This is a genomic window from Lelliottia sp. 489 (assembly GCF_050435885.1).
GTDB lineage: Bacteria > Pseudomonadota > Gammaproteobacteria > Enterobacterales > Enterobacteriaceae > Enterobacter > Enterobacter nimipressuralis.
Genome location: NZ_JBNDLC010000001.1, coordinates 636541 through 655128, shown reverse-complemented (window position 1 = coordinate 655128; position 18588 = coordinate 636541). Strand labels below are relative to the sequence as shown.

15 protein-coding genes and 2 pseudogenes are annotated in these 18588 nt (G+C 55.7%); 13 read left to right on the top strand and 4 right to left on the bottom strand.

The genetic code is table 11. The features are described 5' to 3' along the window. Positions 1–117 precede the first annotated feature (117 nt). The 5 genes from ABIE11_RS03270 (at position 118) to ABIE11_RS03250 (ending at position 3747) form a co-directional block, all read left to right on the top strand. The gene (locus tag ABIE11_RS03270) at positions 118–693 is read left to right on the top strand and encodes a helix-turn-helix domain-containing protein (protein WP_429183979.1); all 576 of its coding nucleotides are present in this window, start codon (positions 118–120) and stop codon (positions 691–693) included. Between the two features lie 65 nt (positions 694–758). Next, positions 759–1796, top strand: a complete 1038-nt coding sequence (locus ABIE11_RS03265) for an NADP-dependent oxidoreductase (protein ID WP_429183978.1) — start codon at positions 759–761, stop codon at positions 1794–1796. Between the two features lie 259 nt (positions 1797–2055). Then, positions 2056–2724 (top strand): GntR family transcriptional regulator, encoded by a 669-nt coding sequence (locus tag ABIE11_RS03260; protein WP_100780046.1) that lies wholly within the window; start codon positions 2056–2058, stop codon positions 2722–2724. Positions 2725–2896: 172 nt separating this feature from the next. Then, positions 2897–3403, top strand: a complete 507-nt coding sequence (locus ABIE11_RS03255) for a hypothetical protein (protein ID WP_228483284.1) — start codon at positions 2897–2899, stop codon at positions 3401–3403. Continuing rightward, the gene (locus tag ABIE11_RS03250) at positions 3400–3747 is read left to right on the top strand and encodes a hypothetical protein (protein ID WP_129035244.1); all 348 of its coding nucleotides are present in this window, start codon (positions 3400–3402) and stop codon (positions 3745–3747) included. Before ABIE11_RS03255 ends, ABIE11_RS03250 begins: the two co-directional genes overlap by 4 nt. A 61-nt stretch (positions 3748–3808) precedes the next feature. Here ABIE11_RS03250 and pqqU read toward each other — a convergent pair whose 3' ends face one another. Further along, positions 3809–5923 (bottom strand): TonB-dependent receptor PqqU, encoded by a 2115-nt coding sequence (pqqU, locus tag ABIE11_RS03245; protein WP_231275672.1) that lies wholly within the window; start codon positions 5921–5923, stop codon positions 3809–3811. Between the two features lie 269 nt (positions 5924–6192). Between pqqU and ABIE11_RS03240 the strand changes: the two genes are divergently transcribed. Then, positions 6193–7254 (top strand): YncE family protein, encoded by a 1062-nt coding sequence (locus ABIE11_RS03240; protein WP_429183977.1) that lies wholly within the window; start codon positions 6193–6195, stop codon positions 7252–7254. 116 nt (positions 7255–7370) lie between these two features. Here ABIE11_RS03240 and ansP read toward each other — a convergent pair whose 3' ends face one another. After that, positions 7371–8867 (bottom strand): L-asparagine permease, encoded by a 1497-nt coding sequence (gene ansP / locus ABIE11_RS03235; RefSeq protein ID WP_100780049.1) that lies wholly within the window; start codon positions 8865–8867, stop codon positions 7371–7373. Positions 8868–9296: 429 nt separating this feature from the next. Here ansP and ABIE11_RS03230 point away from each other — a divergent pair, with 429 nt between their 5' ends. Beyond that, positions 9297–10280 (top strand): aldo/keto reductase, encoded by a 984-nt coding sequence (locus ABIE11_RS03230; protein ID WP_429183976.1) that lies wholly within the window; start codon positions 9297–9299, stop codon positions 10278–10280. A gap of 1 nt (position 10281) precedes the next feature. On the opposite strand, the gene ABIE11_RS03225 is transcribed toward ABIE11_RS03230, so the two are convergent. Then, positions 10282–11172 carry a LysR family transcriptional regulator gene (locus tag ABIE11_RS03225; RefSeq protein ID WP_100780051.1) on the bottom strand — a complete coding sequence of 297 codons (891 nt, stop codon included), beginning with the start codon at positions 11170–11172 and terminating at the stop codon, positions 10282–10284. Positions 11173–11283: 111 nt separating this feature from the next. Between ABIE11_RS03225 and ABIE11_RS03220 the strand changes: the two genes are divergently transcribed. Beyond that, the gene (locus ABIE11_RS03220; protein WP_194512391.1) at positions 11284–11682 is read left to right on the top strand and encodes a (R)-mandelonitrile lyase; all 399 of its coding nucleotides are present in this window, start codon (positions 11284–11286) and stop codon (positions 11680–11682) included. Here the strand turns inward: ABIE11_RS03220 and ABIE11_RS03215 are convergent. Beyond that, positions 11679–13214: a methyl-accepting chemotaxis protein gene (locus tag ABIE11_RS03215; protein ID WP_429183975.1), complete on the bottom strand. Its 1536-nt coding sequence runs from the start codon at positions 13212–13214 to the stop codon at positions 11679–11681. The two genes, ABIE11_RS03220 and ABIE11_RS03215, sit on opposite strands and share 4 nt — an antisense overlap. On the opposite strand from ABIE11_RS03215, the gene ABIE11_RS03210 reads away from it, so the two are divergent. The 5 genes and pseudogenes from ABIE11_RS03210 to ABIE11_RS03190 all read left to right on the top strand — a co-directional run. Continuing rightward, positions 13213–13347: a hypothetical protein gene (locus ABIE11_RS03210; protein ID WP_255409570.1), complete on the top strand. Its 135-nt coding sequence runs from the start codon at positions 13213–13215 to the stop codon at positions 13345–13347. The two genes, ABIE11_RS03215 and ABIE11_RS03210, sit on opposite strands and share 2 nt — an antisense overlap. A 324-nt stretch (positions 13348–13671) precedes the next feature. Beyond that, on the top strand, positions 13672–14673 hold the full coding sequence (locus tag ABIE11_RS03205) for an LLM class flavin-dependent oxidoreductase (protein WP_429183974.1): 1002 nt from the start codon (positions 13672–13674) through the stop codon (positions 14671–14673). Next, positions 14670–15791, top strand: coding sequence for a M20 peptidase aminoacylase family protein (locus tag ABIE11_RS03200; protein ID WP_129035252.1), 1122 nt, complete (start codon positions 14670–14672; stop codon positions 15789–15791). Before ABIE11_RS03205 ends, ABIE11_RS03200 begins: the two co-directional genes overlap by 4 nt. 16 nt (positions 15792–15807) lie before the next feature. Further along, positions 15808–18070 (top strand): annotated as a pseudogene (locus ABIE11_RS03195) (NtaA/DmoA family FMN-dependent monooxygenase). A gap of 9 nt (positions 18071–18079) precedes the next feature. Beyond that, a pseudogene (locus ABIE11_RS03190) lies at positions 18080–18466 on the top strand (GNAT family N-acetyltransferase); the annotation flags it as partial. Between the last annotated feature and the right edge of the window lie 122 nt (positions 18467–18588).

Below are 18588 nucleotides of genomic sequence, written 5' to 3'. Positions count from 1 at the left end.
GGTACGTATTACTCACAATATTACACAAACGCCGCGCCAGACCGCTACGGCATAAGACATATTTTTTTGTTATGACAACGGCATTGAAATCGAGTCCATACACTATAGTATGACGTCATGAACACTATGCCAGACGATATGAATCAACGGATTAGCGCGCGAATTCGGGTGGAACGCGAATCGCGCGGTTGGTCTCTTAGCGAGCTTGCTGAGCGGGCAGGCGTGTCACGCGCCATGATCCACAAAATTGAACGCAGCGAAAGCAGCCCGACCGCAACGCTTCTGGCGCGGCTGTCGGGGGCGTTCGGTATCAGCATGTCGACGCTCATCGCCCGCGCTGAGATGCAGGAAGGCAAGCTGCTGCGCTTTGCCAACCAGCCGGTGTGGCGCGATCCGCAAACGCATTATCTGCGCCGCCACGTTTCACCGCGTACCGACTTGCCAATCGATCTGGTTCAGGTCGAACTCCCCGGCGGCAGCGATGTGCCGATGCCTGCGTCATCCTACGCGCTGGCGCGTCAGCTTATCTGGTTGCAGTCCGGTGAACTGGTGTTTCAGGAGGGCGATACCCGCCATGAAATGCAGGCCGGAGATTGTCTGGAGCTGGGGCCACCTAACGACTGCCGCTTTATCAATGAGACGCAAAACCCCTGCGTGTATCTGGTGGTGCGCCTGAATCAGTCTGGCTTGTAATGATAAGGCAGTTGTCGGCAACAGGCGCTAGTCTCTAAGGACATTTGCGTAATAAGGAGCGATCCATGAGTCAATCTGCAAACACAAACCGCCGCCTGGTGCTGGCGTCTCGCCCACAGGGTGCGCCGGTCGCGGACAATTTTCGTTTAGAAGAGCAACCGATCCCAACGCCTGCGGACGGGCAAGTTTTGCTGCGTACCGTCTGGCTGTCACTCGACCCGTACATGCGTGGCCGCATGAGCGATGCGCCGTCCTATTCGCCGCCGGTTGAAATTGGCGCGGTGATGGTGGGCGGCACGGTCAGCCGCGTTGAGCAGTCGAACCACCCGAAATTTAAAGCGGGCGAGTGGGTGCTGGGCTACAGCGGCTGGCAGGAGTACGAACTCTCTGACGGCACGGGCCTGGTCAAACTCGGCGATGAGGTGAAACAGCCATCCTGGGCACTTGGCGTGCTGGGAATGCCCGGTTTCACGGCCTACATGGGGCTGCTGGATATCGGCCAGCCGAAAGAGGGTGAGACGTTAGTGGTTGCAGCGGCAACCGGCCCGGTTGGGGCGACCGTCGGTCAGATCGGCAAAATCAAAGGCTGCTATGTGGTCGGCATTGCAGGTGGCGCGGAGAAATGCCGCCACGCGGTTGAGGTCCTCGGGTTTGACAAGTGCCTGGATCATCGCGCGGACGATTTTGCCGAACAGCTGGCTCAGGCCTGTCCGAAAGGCATCGATGTGTACTACGAAAATGTCGGCGGTAAAGTGTTCGACGCCGTACTGCCGCTGTTGAATACCTCGGCGCGCGTGCCGGTGTGCGGGCTGGTGAGCGGGTACAACGCCACCGGACTGCCGGACGGGCCAGACCGTCTGCCTCTGCTGATGGCGACGCTGCTCAAGAAACGCATTCGCATGCAGGGCTTTATTATTGGCCAGGATTACGGTCATCGCATTCAGGAATTTCAGGATGAGATGGGGCGCTGGATCAAAGAGGGCAAAATTCAGTATCGCGAGCAGGTGATCGACGGGCTGGAGAATGCACCTCAGGCGCTGATTGGCCTGCTGGAAGGCAAAAACTTTGGCAAAGTGGTGATACGCGTCGCGAATGATAACTAATGGTACTCATTATGGCGGGAATCCCCGCCATAATATATTCTTAAAGTTTGACTATAATGTCTTTAATAATACCAGCATAGCTATCGGCCATACCGGATTCGGTGAGCCGAGGGCAAAAAAAATGCATAAATTTTGGTTCTTGAATTTTTTAGCGTCATTCCAATACCAGTGTGAAGATACAGGATATATCGACAGGCACTCGTTCAGGTCAAAACGGGTGGATGAATAGCGCTTATTTTTTAAGCTGAAGGAAATGCACATGCTTGAATTGGAACATTTAGAAAAAGCACAACGCCTGAGCCTTACGATGCAAGTTGAGGTGAGCCTGAAAGGGGCGTTGATTGCCGGAGCGCTCAAACCTGGCGCCAGGCTTATTACCAAAGAGATTGCGGATAAATTAGGCACTAGTATTACTCCTGTTCGCGAAGCACTTTTACGGCTGGTTTCCGCCGGAGCCCTGCATGCCACACCGGCACAGGCTTTTCTGGTACCGGAGATCACCCTCGATCGCTATACAGAAATAAACGCCATTCGTAAGCAATTAGAGTCGATGGCGGTTGCAGCAGCCTGTGAAAAAATGACAGACAGCAAGCTGCAGGAATTACGCGATCTGGCAGAGAAATTCCACGCTGCAATGCGTAACGGCGAGGCGCAGCGCGCCCTGCATGCTAATCGTGCGTTTCGCTTCAGGCTGTATGAATGCGCCCAGATGCCAACATTAACGGCGATGATTGAGCAACTTTGGGTGCGTATTGGCCCCTGCTTCAATTATCTCTACGAAGATGTACACGACATTTCAAAATACTCGTATCGCTACGATGAACTGCTGGATGCGCTTGAGCGCGGCGATGCAGTGGCCTGTGATAAAGCGATTGATAAACTCATTGACGGGTCGACGGCGCTTTTATTGCAGCAGTATTTTAGTTAAGGAATAGTTTAATTCCTTTTTACTTCTTCACTAAAACTATTGCCCTGCTTAACTATTACCCGGAGGAATTGCTCTTCCGGGAATATTATTTCATGTTTATTGATGTAAAAACTCACCATCAAGTTTTGAAGAGGCATGCCGATATTCACTCTACCTTTTTAGACAAGGATAGATGATGAAATATCTGAGCTGGATTTTGATTCCTGTTGCCCTGAGCGTATCAGGCTGCAGCACGTTATTCCCAGAGCCAAAACTGTACACCCCTCCAGCAAACAGTGCTGATGTCGCAAAAATCCGTCTTATCGGGCCTCCTATGAGCTACGGGATTTATCAATACGACCCTTCCGGTAAAGAAACGGGTGGATGGGTTTTAAAGCATAATCGTTACCTGAATCCTTTCCTGGGTTCAACAAAGGATATTGGCTTACCCAAAATAACCGGAAAGAGTTACAAAGATGATTATTTTGAAACGCTGCTAATACCTAATCAAAAAACCATCATTGAGCATTCATTGTATCAGGGCTGCCACGTCACCCTTTCATTCGTACCTGAAAAGCAAAAAATCTATGAAGGGCACATCAGCTACGCAGACAAGACGGGCTACTGCGTGCTGTATATGAAGGAAGTCGCATTAGATACCACCAATGGCATCTATGTGGAAAAGGATGTTAAGCAATGAGAGCGGCGAAGGCGTTAGGAATTGTTTTACTTGTCTTAATGAGCGCGTCATGTGCGTCAAATTACGATAAAACGGGCGCAACCAGCTTAGCGCAGTATTCTGAAAAAGAGATCAAACAGAAAATCACTCCTGAGGTGACCACCCGCAAAGATGTTCTGATTGCCTTCGGCGTTCCCGCCAATACACCGGATTACAACAAAGTGAACCACTGGGTATATACCTCAAAAATCGTCGATCGCCGCATCTACCTTATCATTCCGGTGATCCTCGACAGGAAACAATATCTGTCGGTTGATTTCTCTGATCAAGGGATTGTGACCGCGTACCGTTACGTTGAGGAATAATTGGCCTCTGAAACCCCGCATTCGTCAGGCGGGGTTTTTGTTGTGTAGCTTCTATTAACCGTTATTCGAAACGATATGACACGGACATCCCCACGCCGTAATTACGCCCCGGAGCCGGTTCGTAGTAGCGGCCGTTGGATTCGTTAACGATGACCGATCCGACATACTCTTTGTCGAACAGGTTATCGACGCGCCCGAAGACGTCCATTCCCCAGTTGCCGTAGTTAAATTTGTAGCCCGTATTCAGGCCGACCACGGTGTAGGAAGGGGCTTTGGCGGTGTTTTCATCGTCCGCCATGATATCGCTCATATAGCGCACATCCGAGCCTGCGTACCAGCCTTCTTCCGGCTGCCAGCCGAACGACGCATAACCCATATTGCGGGCGATGCCCGGCATACGGTTGCCGTTACAGTCGGCGTCGGAGCAGACGTTGGTGCGGTACGTTGCATCCAGATACGTCCACGCCATTTTCAACTTCCAGTTCTCGGCAAACTGCTGATCGAGGGAAAGCTCCACGCCCTGACGACGCGTTTTCCCGGCGTTTTTATAGCTGGTACGGCCGCCGGCGCTGGCGTCTACCACAATCTCATCATCCGTATCGGTGCGGAAAAGCGCCGCCGTCAACAGACCATTGCCGACGCGGGTTTTGCTGCCCACTTCGTAAGTATTGTTGGTGGAGGGTTTCAGGCCGAAGTTCAGCCCGCTTTGATTTCCGGAACGGTAGGAGAGTTCGTTGATGGTCGGCGTTTCAAACCCGCGGCCCGCCGCAGCGTAGACGTTCCACCCATCGGTGATGGCGTATTTTAAAGAACTGGCAGGCAGCCATTTGTGGTAGCTCGCGTCGCCGCTGTCATCCCCGTTGGCGCCTTGTACGTAGTGATCGTTGGAGTCAAACCACACGGAGCTGTAACGCACGCCTGCATCCAGGGAGAGTTTTTGCGTCAGCTGCCAGCTGGTCTGCAGATACGGGTCGACGTTCCACATCAGGTTACGTTCGTTGCGGCGTTTATCGCCTTTCACACCGTACTCCGGCACGCCGTTGTTCATGACGAAGTTCTCGTAACCGCGACGATCTTCGCTCATGTTTTCGTAGTTCAGCCCGGTGGTGAAGGTCACGGGCACCAGCAGTTCGCCGCGATGCGTCCAGCGGGTGTCCACGCCCTGATAGTGGCGCTGCATATCGATCACGCCGCCGGAGTGGGTCTCTTTCAGCTGCGGCTGATAGGGAATCGACTGATACTGCGTCATTTCACGCTCACCGGCGTACATCATCACGCTGAGATCGTCCTGCTCCGTCAACTGGCGCTCATAGCGCAGGCCAGCCTGGGTCTGCTTGATGGTTTTGCGGGTGTTGTACTGATCGGCGCGCGGAGACTGACGCGGGTTGTCGCGCCACTCCTGATAATCCAGTCCGCCCGGATCGTTAGCTTTCATGTCGACGCTGTTGAAAATCAGCGTCAGTTTACTGGCGTCATCAATGCGCACACCCAGTTTGGCGTTCGCCAGATTTTTACGCGCGCCGCTGTGGTCGCGATAGCCCTTCGTCGTGAAACGGGTCGTCGACACCGTGTAATCCACATCGCCCGCATGGGTGCCGTCACCCATTGCGCCGGTGGCTTTCAGGCCGTAGCGCCAGGTGCCGTAGCTGCCGTAATAGCTGCTCGCTTCAATGGTCGGCGGCTGTTGGCCGGTCTGGCTGGCGATATTGATCACGCCGCCGGAGGCATTGCCGTACAGGGCAGAGAACGGGCCGCGCAGCACTTCGACGCTGTCGATGCTGGAGAGATCGATATTTGAAGTCTGCCCCTGGCCGTCCGGCATAGTCGCCGGGATGCCGTCGACGTACATGCGAATACCGCGCACGCCGAAGGTAGAGCGGGCACCGAAGCCACGCATGGAGAGCTGCAGGTCCTGAGCGTAGTTCTGCCGGTTCTGAATTTGTAAACCTGGCACGCTGCCGAGCGATTCAGAAAGGTTGATGCGCGGCGCAGCCTGACGCATGTCATCCCCGTTCACGACGCTAACCGCGGCAGGGGTATCGAGTTCAGAAACGGTCTGCGGCGTGGCGCTGACGATCATCGTTTGTTCTTGTGCAGCCAGTGCCGCTGCGGGGGCAAAGATCGTCGGCATCCACAACAGGGTGAGTGTGGCCTGACGGGCAGAAATGATTTTCATGAATAAAGAGCCGGTTGATGAAGAAAACGAACCAAATGGAACACATGTGCGTATGGTAAATCTTTTGTAAAGGTTTTGAAAACTTTAACAGCACGTTGCGTTAACAGAAGTGTAGATAAAAACGAAGCGGGGCGCGAAACGGGAAACTAAGGCTCCACATTCAGGTGAATAATGATTACTATTCTCAACAATAAAACAGGATGAAGCGATGACTTCGTCTCAGGGAAGCAATGTCGGCATTACACATTTTTTTATCAAAGGGAGTCGTCATGTCATTACGTCATCTGTGCTCACCGCGTCTGCGTGGTTCTCTGCTGTTGGGTTCACTGCTGGTAGCGGGGTCGTTTAATGTTCATGCTGCAGAAGAGATGCTGCGAAAAGCGGTGGGTAAAGGCGCTTACGAAATGGCGGTCAGCCAGCAGGAAAATGCCCTGTGGGTTGCGACCACGCAAAGCCGCAAAACGGATAAAGGTGGCGTGGTTTACCGTCTTGATCCCGTCACACTTGAAGTGACGCAGGCCATTCATAACGATTTAAAACCGTTCGGCGCCACCATCAACAATGCCACTCAGACCCTGTGGTTTGGTAACACCACCAACAGCGCGGTAACGGCTATCGACGCTAAAACCGGCGAAGTGAAAGGGCGCCTGGTGCTTGACGATCGCAAGCGCAGCGAAACCGTGAAGCCGCTGCAGCCGCGCGAGCTGGTGGCCGATGACACCACCAATACCGTCTATATCACCGGTATCGGCAAAGAGAGTGTGATTTGGGTGGTGGATGGCGAAACCCTGAAACTGAAAGAGACCATTGCTAATACCGGTGCATTCAGCACGGGTCTGGCGCTGGATGCGCAGGCAAAACGTCTCTACAGCACCAACGCCGACGGCGAGCTGATCACCATCGATACGGCCACCAACAAAGTGCTGAGCCACAAAAAAGTGCAGGACGACGGGAAAGAGCATTTCTACCTGAACCTGAGCCTGGATACCAAAGGGCAACGCGCGTTCCTGACCGACTCCAAACAACCGGAAGTGCTGGTGGTGAACCTGAAGGACGCAAGCGTGATTGAGAAAATCGCTGCCCCTGAATCGCTGGCGGTGCTGTTTAACCCGACGCGCAACGAAGCTTACGTAACGCACCGCGAAGCGGGCAAAGTCAGCGTGATCGACGCGAAAACCTACAAAGTGACGAAGACCATCGATACGCCAACCTTCCCGAACAGCCTGGCGCTGTCCGCTGACGGCAAAACGCTGTATGTGACGGTGAAACAGAAATCTACCCGTCAGCAGGAAGCCACCCAGCCTGACGACGTGATCCGTATCGCGCTGTAAAGCGTGTGTGGTAGCGCCGCGTAAATCTGGCGCTGTGGGTAAAAAAAAGGAAGGCCCAGGCCTTCCTTTTTTCTTGTTGCCGGGGAGCGGTGTCGCCTGGCCCGGCCTGCAAAATATTACCGCGACGTCTCTTCAATCAACGGCGCGTCGTGCTGCACATCATCCGCCAGTACCGGCGCGGTGCTGTGGATTTCATTTACACGCTTACGCACGCCAAACCAGCCAGCAACCAGCAGAACCGCCAGCAGCGGAATGGTGGCGATGGTGTAGGTGCCGTTTGGATAGTCAAACGCCATCAGCACCAGCACGCTCAACAGGAACAGCAGGGTCAACCACGAGGTCACCGGTGCGCCCGGCATCTTGAAGCTCACATCCGCCGCTTTACCTTCCTTGATCGCTTTGCGCAGGCGCATCTGGCACACCACGATAAACGCCCAGGAGGCGATAATGCCGATTGCCGCCACGTTCAGTACGATCTCAAACACCTGAGACGGCACCAGATAGTTCAGGAACACGCCAAAGACATACACCACCAGCGTTGCCAGAATCCCCGCGTACGGCACCTGCTGTTTGCTCATTTTCGACATGAACTTAGGCGCAGAACCGCCCATCGACATGGAGCGCAGGATACGGCCCGTGGAGTACAAACCGGAGTTCAGGCTCGAAAGCGCGGCGGTCAGTACCACGATATTCATGATGCTGCCCACGTAAGGCACGCCGAGCTTCGAGAAGAAGGTCACGAACGGGCTTTGACCCGCCTGATAAGCATTCCACGGCAGTAACAGTACCAGCAGTACCACCGAGCCTACATAGAACAGACCGATACGCCAGATGACGCTGTTGATCGCTTTTGGCACCATGGTCTGCGGATCTTTACATTCACCCGCCGCGGTCCCGACCAGTTCGATAGAGGCGAAGGCAAACACGACGCCCTGGACCAGTACCAGCGCAGGCAGCAGGCCGTGCGGGAAGAAGCCGCCATTATCCGTTATCAGATGGAAGCCGGTTGCGCCGCCGTCGAGCGGTTTACCGCTGCCGAGGAACACCGTACCGACCACCAGGAAGATCACAATCGCCAGGACTTTTACCAGCGCGAACCAGAACTCCATCTCGGCGAACCACTTCACGCCAATCATGTTCATGGTGCCGACAATCGCCAGCGCGCCAAGGGCAAACACCCACTGTGGCACATCGCCAAACGCGCCCCAGTAGTGCATATACAGCGCGACCGCGGTGATATCCACGATCCCGGTCATCGCCCAGTTGACGAAGTACATCCAGCCCGCCACATAGGCTGCCTTTTCGCCGAGAAACTCACGGGCATAGGAGACAAAGCTGCCGCTGGAAGGGCGGTGCAATACCAGCTCGCCGAGCGCACGCAGAATAAAGAAGGAGAAAATACCGCACACCAGATAGACCAGTGCGAGAGCCGGGCCAGCCATTTGCAGGCGCGCGCCTGCACCGAGAAACAGCCCCGTACCGATAGCGCCGCCGATGGCGATCATCTGTACCTGACGGTTGCCCATCGCCTTGTGATAGCCCTCTTCGTGAGAGTTCAACCAGCGACGTTTCGCAGCGTGATGATCGGCTGCGTTTTTATTGCTTGTTTTCATTGAGATACCTGTTTACCTGTCTGAATCATCTTAGGGATGCCCGTACATGGCTGTCAGCAGACCAAACGATTGCTTCTGCGCAGCCAGATGTCGCCTTTCCAGTCATTCTGCGTATGGATAAGGCAAAACATGGCGAAGCATCCTACCCGCAATCCATAAGCGACGCAAAATATAACCGGTCTGAAAGTGATACGGATCGAATGAAATGGTGTGGTCAGAGCAGACGGGGATCACAACATGCTGAATAGTGACCAGTTTGCAGAGAAAATGACCCGTTAACTGCTGCTTTAATCATCAGGTGTGCTTAATAGTTGCGCAATGGCATTGATGAACTGAATTCATAAGCACAAGCTTTTCTGCGCTGTAGTGCTCATGAACCAATCCCTCTACAGTAAAAACGTTAATCACGAAAACCCATGAGGAAAAGAGATGCAACAGCGACAACTCGGACAAAACGGTTTAACGGTTTCCGCACTGGGGCTGGGGTGTATGGGCTTAAGCTTCGGTTACGGCCCGGCGACGGACAAGGCGCAGGCCATTGCCCTCATCCGCGCAGCGGTAGATCGCGGCGTCACCTTTTTCGATACCGCCGAAGTTTATGGCCCGTATATTAACGAAGAGGTGGTCGGCGAAGCGCTGGCACCGGTGCGCGACAAAGTGGTGATTGCGACCAAATTTGGTTTTGACTGCGATCAGCCGGGCCAGGTACTTAACAGCCGCCCTGAACATATTCGCGCGGCGATTGAAGGATCGTTAAAACGTCTGAAAACTGAGGTGATTGACCTCTATTATCAGCACCGCGTCGACCCGGACGTGCCGGTGGAAGAGGTCGCGGGAACGATTGCCGATCTGATTGCCGAAGGCAAAGTAAAACACTTTGGCCTGTCAGAAGCGGGCGTCGACACCATTCGCCGCGCGCATGCGGTCTGCCCGGTCACCGCGCTGCAAAGCGAATATTCCCTGTGGTGGCGCGAGCCCGAGCAGGCGATTCTGCCGCTGCTGGAGGAGTTAAACATCGGTTTTATTCCGTTCAGCCCGCTGGGTAAAGGGTTCCTGACAGGGGCGATCAACGCACAAACCACCTTCGACAGCAGCGATTTCCGCAACGTGGTGCCGCGCTTTAGCGAAGCCTCACGGCAGGCCAACCAGCAGCTGGTGGATCTGGTGCAGCGCCTGGCCGCCGAGCAGGGCGTGACAGCGGCGCAAATCGCGCTGGCGTGGTTACTGGCGAAAGCGCCGTGGATTGTGCCGATTCCGGGTACCACCAAACTGCATCGTCTGGAGGAGAACCTCGGAAGCGTGAACGTGACGCTGTCACAAGAAGCGCTCGCCCGTATTAATGAGGCGCTGGCGAGCATTGATGTGGTCGGCGATCGCTACCCGCAGCATTTGCAGGCGCGCGTCGGCAAGTAATTTAGGTCTTACGCAGGGCGTCGACCAGCAGCGAAAATGCGGTGGTGTGCTGGCGGCGGCTCGGGTAGTAAAGGTGGTACCCGTCGAAATACGGGCACCATGCCTGCAGGGCCGGGATCAGTCGGCCCTTCGCAATGGCATCCTGCACCGTATCTTCCGGCACATACGCCAGCCCCAGACCTGCCTCGGCGGCATCAATCCGCTGCGGCAGGTTATTTAACGTCAACTGACCCTCCACCCGCACGCGTATCTCTCGCCCGTCTTTTTCAAATTCCCAGGCATACAGCCCGCCGAGGGTAGGCAGGCGCATATTGATGCACGAATGGTTTGCCAGCTGCTCCGGCGTTTCTGGCATGCCGTGGCGCGCAAAATAGTCTGCCGAGCCCACCACCGTCATTCGCATATCTGGCGCGATGCGCACCGCAATCATGTCTTTGGCGATCTGTTCGCCGAGGCGCACGCCCGCATCAAAACGACCATCAACGATATCCGTCAGACCGTTGTCGACGGTGACCTCAACGTGAATATCCGGGTATTGCAGCATAAAGGGTTTCAGCACCGGCCACAGCACCGCCGACATGGCGTGCTCCCCGGCGGTAATGCGAATGTTCCCGGCGGGTTTGTCACGCATCTCGCGCAGGGCCGTCAGTTCCTGTTCGATCTCCAGCAGGTGTGGGCTTAAGCGCATAAAAAGCTGCTCGCCGGCTTCGGTCGGGGCCACGCTGCGGGTGGTGCGCGTGAGCAGGCGCATATCCAGACGCGCTTCAAGATTGCGCATTGCGTGGCTCAGTGCCGACTGCGACACGCCAAGCTGGGCAGCGGCGCGGGTAAAGCTCCGCTCGCGAGCGACTACCATAAACGACAACAAATCGTTGAAATTGTCTTTCAGCACGGCGAGGCTCCCGATATATGAATTTGGCTCATGGTTCCTTTCTGATTATGCAGTCTAATGCTGCTCCCAGGTTTGCGCTACTGTTAACGCATCAGCAAAACAGGAGACAACATGAAAATTATCCGAAGTGGTTCGTTACCCTCAGCCCGTGGCCCTGAAGCGTGGTTTAGCGGAACTGTGCGCATCGATGCGCCGTTTCAGGCAACGGAACCCGCGTCCGTCGGCGGCGCGACGGTGACTTTCGAGCCGGGTGCGCGCACCGCCTGGCACACCCATCCGCTGGGACAGACTCTGATTGTTACGCAGGGGCGCGGCTGGTTACAGGAGTGGGGCAAAGACGCCGAGGTGCTGAACCAGGGCGATATCGCCTGGATACCGCCTGGCGTAAAACACTGGCACGGGGCCAGTTCACAGACCGCGATGACGCATATCGCCATCGCCGAATCTGTGAACGGCAGCCCGGTGGAGTGGCTGGAAAAAGTGAGCGACGAGGAGTATCAGGGGCGTTAGCCGCCAAATACCGCAATCGCCTGTTGCAGCCGTGTGGTGCGCTCCGTCAGGTGATTCGCGGCGCGGGTGACGTTATCGACCATCCCCGTATTGTTGTGGGTCATCACGCCGATTCGGGAAATAGACTCGTTGATGAGCGTCAGTGCCAGCGTCTGTTCCTGCGTCGCATGGCCGATCTCTTTGATCAGCGACGTCACCTGTAACACATTGCCAATCATCGCCGTAAGGTGGGTTTCGGTCTGTTCGACCATTGCCACACCGGCGTTGACGCTGGCGACGTTCTTCTCGATCAGCGTTTTGATCTCTTTCGCCGCCGAGGCCGAGTGCTGCGCCAGGTTGCGCACTTCGGCGGCCACGACCGCAAAACCACGGCCCGCTTCACCCGCGCGCGCCGCTTCTACGGCGGCGTTGAGCGCCAGAATATTGGTCTGGAAGGCGATTCGGTCGATCACACCAATAATATCGACAATCTGGCTGTTATCCTTCGACACCGACTGCATCATGCCGATGGTCTGCTTCATGGCGGTTTCGCCGCTGTGGGCGCTGCTGCTGGTGCGGTCGGCCATATGGATTGCTTCCCCGGCGGTTTGCGCGGTTTGCTCTACGGCGCTGGCGATCTCCTCCACGGCGGCAGCGGTTTGCTGCAAATCATCAGCCGTCTCTTCAGAGCGCGCCTGTAACGCAGCACCTTCTTTTGCCACCTGCTGGCTGATGGTGCTGATCCCGGCAATTTGCGTTCCGACGTCATCGACCAGAGAATTTAAATTCAGCCCCGACTGATTGACCAGGCGCATCATCATGCCCACGTCATCGACACGATCAAAATGAAAATAAGCGGGTTTTCGCCCGGAAACGACCTGTTGCATCTGGCGGACAATCTTTTTAAGAGGGCGGCAAACCTGCGCATTCAGATATAACCCCAGCACAATAAAGAGCGCCATCAGCCCGGCGATTTGCATAACACCTTTTGGTAATAAAAGGGATACCAGTAACGAAAGCAGAGCGGTAACGGCAATACCGTAATTGACTCTTTTTGCCGTGCTCATTTTTTTAAAGAGTGAAAGAAAAGAGAATAACCCGCGACGAACCAGTAAGCCTTTATAAAAACGATGCCGGGTAAGCTGGTTATTTCTGACCCGCTGATAGAGATGTTCAGCGGCGTCTATCTCATCGCGCGGGGGGATATTTCTTACGGAAATATAACCGGTCAGCGTTTCGTTTTGATACACCGGCGTGACGTTGGCACGCACCCAGTAGTGATCGCCGTTGTGGCGGCGGTTCTTGACCAGCCCGGTCCAGCTCTGGCCCTGTTGGAGCGTAAACCACATGTCCCCAAAGGCGTCAGGCGGCATATCCGGGTGGCGAATGACATTGTGCGGCTCGCCAATAAGATGTTCTTCTTTATAGCCGCTGGCTTCAATAAACGCAGAGTTGGCATAGGTAATATGGCTCTGCGTATTGGTGGTCGACATCAGCGTCGACCCTTCGTTAAGTAAATACTCGCTTTGTGTAACAGGAGTGTTATTTCTCATGAAAAACTCCATGGTGATGTCAAAAAAACAGAAAAGCCGCCCGAAAAATATTCAGGCAAGACAAAAGTTATTGTTGTGTTTATTACGGCCTGCGCATTCTTCCACAAAACAGGGTGAACAAGAAAGCACCTGAATTAACTATTTTTTATCTATTAAACATTGCTTATGTAATGAATTTGCAAAAAAAAGAGTGCCGCCATTTTTAATGGCGAATGAAATTCTCTCCTTAAGTTAAATATTAAGTGAAATATGAATAAACCACGGAAATTGAACTCCCGAAATACCCTTTCATTAACATGGACAGAACGCGGCGGCTAATCTGTTCTGCGCGATAGGCTTATGAAGAGAAGGGGGATGCATTTCTGATTTCCGGCAAACTAAATGTAAATTAATTGTTTCTCAGAGTTGAAATCCGCCTTTAATAATGGCGACATGTTAAGTCAAACGAGAACACAACATGTCCTGGCGAATCAGCATTCTGGATAAAAGCCCTGTGGCGGTGAACGAAACGGCCGCCGACGCGCTGGCGCGTACCCTGAGTCTGGCAAAACAGGCCGAAGCGCTGGGTTTTCACCGCTTCTGGATTGCCGAACATCACAATACCGCGCAGCTGGCCTGCCCCTCGCCTGAGCTGCTCATTGCCTGGATTCTGGGACAAACCAAACACATCCGCGTCGGCTCTGGCGGCGTGATGCTGCAACATTACAGCCCGTACAAAGTGGCGGAAAACTTCAATGTGCTGGCGTCGATAGCCCCTGGCCGCGTCGATTTGGGCGTCGGGAAAGCGCCCGGCGGTCTGCCGCTCTCCACACGCGCCCTGCAACAGGGGCTGCATCAGGACGAAAAGGGGAGTTTTGCCGATCAACTGACCCAACTCGATCGCTGGCTTACCCCATCAACTGACGTGCAGGACGACAGCGTCAAAGCCACGCCATTGCCCTCTGCGCCCGCGGAGAAATTCCTGCTCGGCGCAAGCGTTGAAAGCGCGCAACTGGCGGCGAAACTCGGCTGGAACTTTGTCTTTGCCGCCCATCTCAACGGGGATGTGAATCTCCTGCGCGACGTGCTGGAAACCTGGCGCACTCACAGCGCGCTTAACGTCATCGTGGCGGTCCAGGCGATCGTCGCCCCGACTCAGGCGCAGGCCGATGCGCTGGCGGAAAAAGTGGAAGTGTGGGGCGTTGAGCTGGCGAACGGCCAGCGGGTAACGGTCGCCAGCGAAGAGCAGGCCTATGCCTTTGCGCGACAGGCCGAAAGCGAACCGCTGCGCATTGCCCGCCGCGCCCAGTCGCTGATCAAAGGCACGCCGGAATCGGTGCTCAATGAACTGGAAAACCTGCACCAGACCTGGGGCATCGACGAATTTATTATTGATACGCCCGTGGCGGACGGACTCGCCCGCACGCAATCGCTGCGCTTACTGGCGCAGGCCAAATTTGCCGGGGAGGTGCTGGTATGAGCCTCGGACAACAGCTGATCGACTGGCGCCGTGAACTGCACCGCCATCCTGAACTGTCAGGGCAGGAAGTCGAAACCACCGCCCGTCTGCGCCAGTGGCTGTCGGGGGCCGGGATCACCGTGCTGCCGTACGATCTCCAGACTGGGATCGTCGCCGAAATTGGTCAGGGCCAGAAACAGATTGCCCTGCGCGCAGACATCGACGCGCTGCCGATTGAGGAGCGCAGCGGTGTGGAATTTAGCTCGCAGAATCCGGGCGTAATGCACGCCTGCGGTCACGATATTCACACCAGCGTGATTCTGGGCGCAGCGTTGCAGCTCAAAGCCCGCGAAGCCACGTTGCCGGGGCGGGTGCGCATTCTGTTCCAGCCCGCCGAAGAGAATTTTGGCGGCGCGAAAAGCCTGGTCCGCGCCGGTGCGCTTCAGGATATCAGCGCGATTTTCGGCATGCACAACGAACCCGGTTTGCCGGTAGGGGCCTTCGCCACGCGCGGCGGGCCGTTTTACGCCAACGTCGACCGCTTTGTGATCCGCGTGACCGGTAAAGGGGCGCACGCCGCCCGTCCGCACGAAGGCTCCGACGCTATTCTGCTCGCCAGTCAGCTCGTCACCGCCCTGCAAAGTGTCGCCAGCCGTAACGTCAATACGCTGGATTCCGTGGTGCTGAGCGTGACGCGCATCGAAGGCGGCAACACCTGGAACGTACTGCCGGAGAGCGTGGAGCTGGAAGGGACGCTGCGCACCCATCGCATTGAAGTGCAGCAGAACGTCAAAGCCCGTGTAGGCGAAATCGCTGCCGGTTTTGCCAGCGCCTTTAACGCGCAGATTGATATCACCTGGTACGCCGGACCGACCGCGCTGGTGAACGATGAACGCTGGGCCGATTTCGCCACCTCCGTGGCGCGCGAAACGGGTTACGAAACGCAGCACGCAGAGCTGCACATGGGCGGTGAAGATTTTGCCGTCTATTTACAGCACATTCCCGGCGCGTTCGTCAGCATTGGCAGCAACAGTCCTTTCGGTTTGCACCATCCGGGTTTTAATCCGGACGAAGCCTTAATCGAACCCGCCGCGCACTATTTCTCGCAGCTTGCAGAAAAAGCATTACATCAAATTTAACCAGTAAGGGGTGACTATGTCTGCAACACGACAATTGCGTCTTGGGACCATATTGCATGGCGCATCGGGAAATATGTCCGCCTGGCGTCATCCGGCAGCCGTGGCTGATGCCAGCATTAATTTCAATTTCGTCAAAGAGACGGCGTTAAAAGCGGAAGAGGGGAAACTCGATTTTTTATTCGTCGCCGATGGACTTTATATTAATGAAAAGTCGATCCCGCATTTTCTGAATCGCTTTGAGCCGTTAACTGTTTTATCCGCCCTGGCGAGCATAACTTCGCGACTGGGGCTGGTCGGAACGCTGTCGACCTCTTACAGCGAGCCGTTTTCCGTCGCGCGGCAGTTTGCCAGCCTCGACCATCTGAGCAACGGGCGTGCGGGCTGGAACGTGGTGACCTCGCCCCTGGAAGGCTCAGCGAAAAACTTCTCTCGCGAAAAACACCCCGAGCACGCTCTGCGCTATCGCATCGCCGATGAGTATCTCGACGTCGTGAAAGGGCTGTGGGACTCCTGGGAAGAGGACGCCTTTGTGCGCAATAAAGCGAGCGGGCAATTCTTTAATCCGCAGAAATTACATACGCTGGATCACCACGGTGATTTCTTCCAGGTCGCCGGGCCGCTGAATATTGGCCGCACACCGCAGGGCCGCCCGATTGTGTTTCAGGCGGGGGCCTCGGAAGACGGCAAAAAACTGGCGGCGAAACATGCCGACGCCATATTTACGCATCACGAAACCTTAGACGAAGCCAAAGCTTTTTATCGTGACGTGAAATCTCAGCTGGAATTAAACGGCCGCCGCGCTGATGAACTGCATATTTTCCAGGGCGTGAGCGTGATTGTCGGAAAAGATGCCGCAGACGTGGAAGAGCAGTATCAAACCACCGCCGCGCTGGTGTCTATAAACGACGCGCTGAATTACCTCGGACGCTATTTCGAGCATCACGATTTTAGCCAGTATCCTCTCGACGAACCTTTCCCGGATATCGGCGAATTAGGGCAAAACAGTTTCCGCAGTACCACCGATGAGATCAAACGTAACGCCCGCGAGCGGAACCTGACGCTGCGCCAGGTGGCGCTGGAAGCGGCATCCCCGCGCCCGCGTTTTTCCGGCACCGCGGAAGAGGTGGCCGATGGCCTGCAGCAGTGGTTCGACGCCTACGCCGCAGACGGTTTCATTATTCAGGGCGGTACGCCAGACACCTTCCCGCGCTTTGTCGATCAGGTGGTGCCGCTCCTGCAGGCCCGCGGACTGTTCCGCACCGACTATCCGGGCACCACGCTTCGCGAAAGCCTGGGGTTAGACCAGCCAAAAAATCAGTTCACACAACAATAAGAGAAGACACGCTATGCAGAAAACCTCGCTCGTTCTGGCGCTCGCGCTGGCCTTTACCCCTGCCGTCTGGGCAGAAAATGTGAACATTAACGGCACCGGTGTGAGCATCGAGGCCAATAAAACGCCGGTGAATACCGTCAAAAACGGCGATGCCGTGGCGCTACTGCCGAAGGATTATCGCTTTGCGGTGCCGGGTAAATTCACTGTCGCCGTGGCGGGGCTGAACCAGCCGCCGCTTACCGTGTTCTCCGATGACAACAAAACTCTGCTGGGCAGCGAAGTGGACGTTGCGCGTCTGGTGGCCGACAGCCTCGGGCTGGAGCTGAACGTGGTGCCGACCTCCTGGGAGGACTGGCCGCTCGGCGTGGCATCCGGAAAATATGACGCGGCGATCAGCAACATCACGGTGACCAAAGAGCGCAAAGAGAAGTTCGATTTTGCTACCTACCGGAAAGACTCCCTCGGTTTCTACGTCAAATCGACCAGCCCGATTAAATCCCTTGAGAAGGCTGAAGACATCGCCGGGCTGCGCATTATTGTCGGCTCCGGTACCAATCAGGAAGCGATCCTGCTGGCGTGGAACGCGGAAAACCTCAAAAAAGGGCTGAAGCCGTTTACCCCGGTCTACACCAAAGACGACGCGGCGCAAACGCTGGCGTTGCAGTCCGGGCGGGCTGATGCGTTCTTCGGGCCGAATGTGATTGGCGCGTGGAAAGCGGCCCTGACCGGCAAAACCAAACTGGTGGGCAGCGTGGATGGCGGCTGGCCGAAAGCGGCGCACATCGCCGTGACGCTGAAAAAAGGCTCCGGGCTGGTAGAACCGGTGCAAACGGCGCTCAACGGTGTGATTAAAAACGGGGATTACGACAAGGTGCTCAACCGCTGGGGCGAAGGTGTCGAGCGTATTCCGAGCTCAGAAGTGAACCCGGCCGGGCTGGGCGACTAAGGAGGTCACATGAGCGATCTTTTTCGCGACGTTTCGCCGGAAGATGCCGATCTTCAGCCCATTATTGACGGGCTGTTCGGAGAGTACGCCGCCCGTTACGGCGACTACTTTTCCAAAGACGCGGAAATCGAACTGACCGAGTGGTATCTGCCGCCGCAGGGGCTGTTTATCGTGCTGGAGCGCGACGGCGAGATCATCGCCACCGGTGCGTACAAACCCTTTGACGCGCACACCGCCGAGATCAAACGCATCTGGACGAACAAAACGCTGCGCCAGCAGGGGCTGGCCGCGCGCGTGGTGCAGGAGCTGGAGCGCAGGGCGGTGCTGGCGGGGTACAGCGGTATCTATCTCACTACCGGTTTTCGTCAGCCGGAAGCGGTGAGGCTCTATCTGAGCCAGGGCTACGCGCCGCAATTCGATCTCGATCGCGATCCGGAAGAGTACAGCCAGCCACCCTTTGACGGGCGTCTGCGCTTCACCAAAACGCTGGTTAGCGAAGCGTTCAGTAAATCCGCATT

Coding starts and splice junctions, on each gene's coding strand:
- ABIE11_RS03270 (WP_429183979.1), top strand. CDS start 118: ATGAACACTATGCCAGACGATATGAATCAACGGATTAGCGCGCGAATT.
- ABIE11_RS03265 (WP_429183978.1), top strand. CDS start 759: ATGAGTCAATCTGCAAACACAAACCGCCGCCTGGTGCTGGCGTCTCGC.
- ABIE11_RS03260 (WP_100780046.1), top strand. CDS start 2,056: ATGCTTGAATTGGAACATTTAGAAAAAGCACAACGCCTGAGCCTTACG.
- ABIE11_RS03255 (WP_228483284.1), top strand. CDS start 2,897: ATGATGAAATATCTGAGCTGGATTTTGATTCCTGTTGCCCTGAGCGTA.
- ABIE11_RS03250 (WP_129035244.1), top strand. CDS start 3,400: ATGAGAGCGGCGAAGGCGTTAGGAATTGTTTTACTTGTCTTAATGAGC.
- pqqU (WP_231275672.1), bottom strand. CDS start 5,923: ATGAAAATCATTTCTGCCCGTCAGGCCACACTCACCCTGTTGTGGATG.
- ABIE11_RS03240 (WP_429183977.1), top strand. CDS start 6,193: ATGTCATTACGTCATCTGTGCTCACCGCGTCTGCGTGGTTCTCTGCTG.
- ansP (WP_100780049.1), bottom strand. CDS start 8,867: ATGAAAACAAGCAATAAAAACGCAGCCGATCATCACGCTGCGAAACGT.
- ABIE11_RS03230 (WP_429183976.1), top strand. CDS start 9,297: ATGCAACAGCGACAACTCGGACAAAACGGTTTAACGGTTTCCGCACTG.
- ABIE11_RS03220 (WP_194512391.1), top strand. CDS start 11,284: ATGAAAATTATCCGAAGTGGTTCGTTACCCTCAGCCCGTGGCCCTGAA.
- ABIE11_RS03210 (WP_255409570.1), top strand. CDS start 13,213: ATGAAAAACTCCATGGTGATGTCAAAAAAACAGAAAAGCCGCCCGAAA.
- ABIE11_RS03215 (WP_429183975.1), bottom strand. CDS start 13,214: ATGAGAAATAACACTCCTGTTACACAAAGCGAGTATTTACTTAACGAA.
- ABIE11_RS03205 (WP_429183974.1), top strand. CDS start 13,672: ATGTCCTGGCGAATCAGCATTCTGGATAAAAGCCCTGTGGCGGTGAAC.
- ABIE11_RS03200 (WP_129035252.1), top strand. CDS start 14,670: ATGAGCCTCGGACAACAGCTGATCGACTGGCGCCGTGAACTGCACCGC.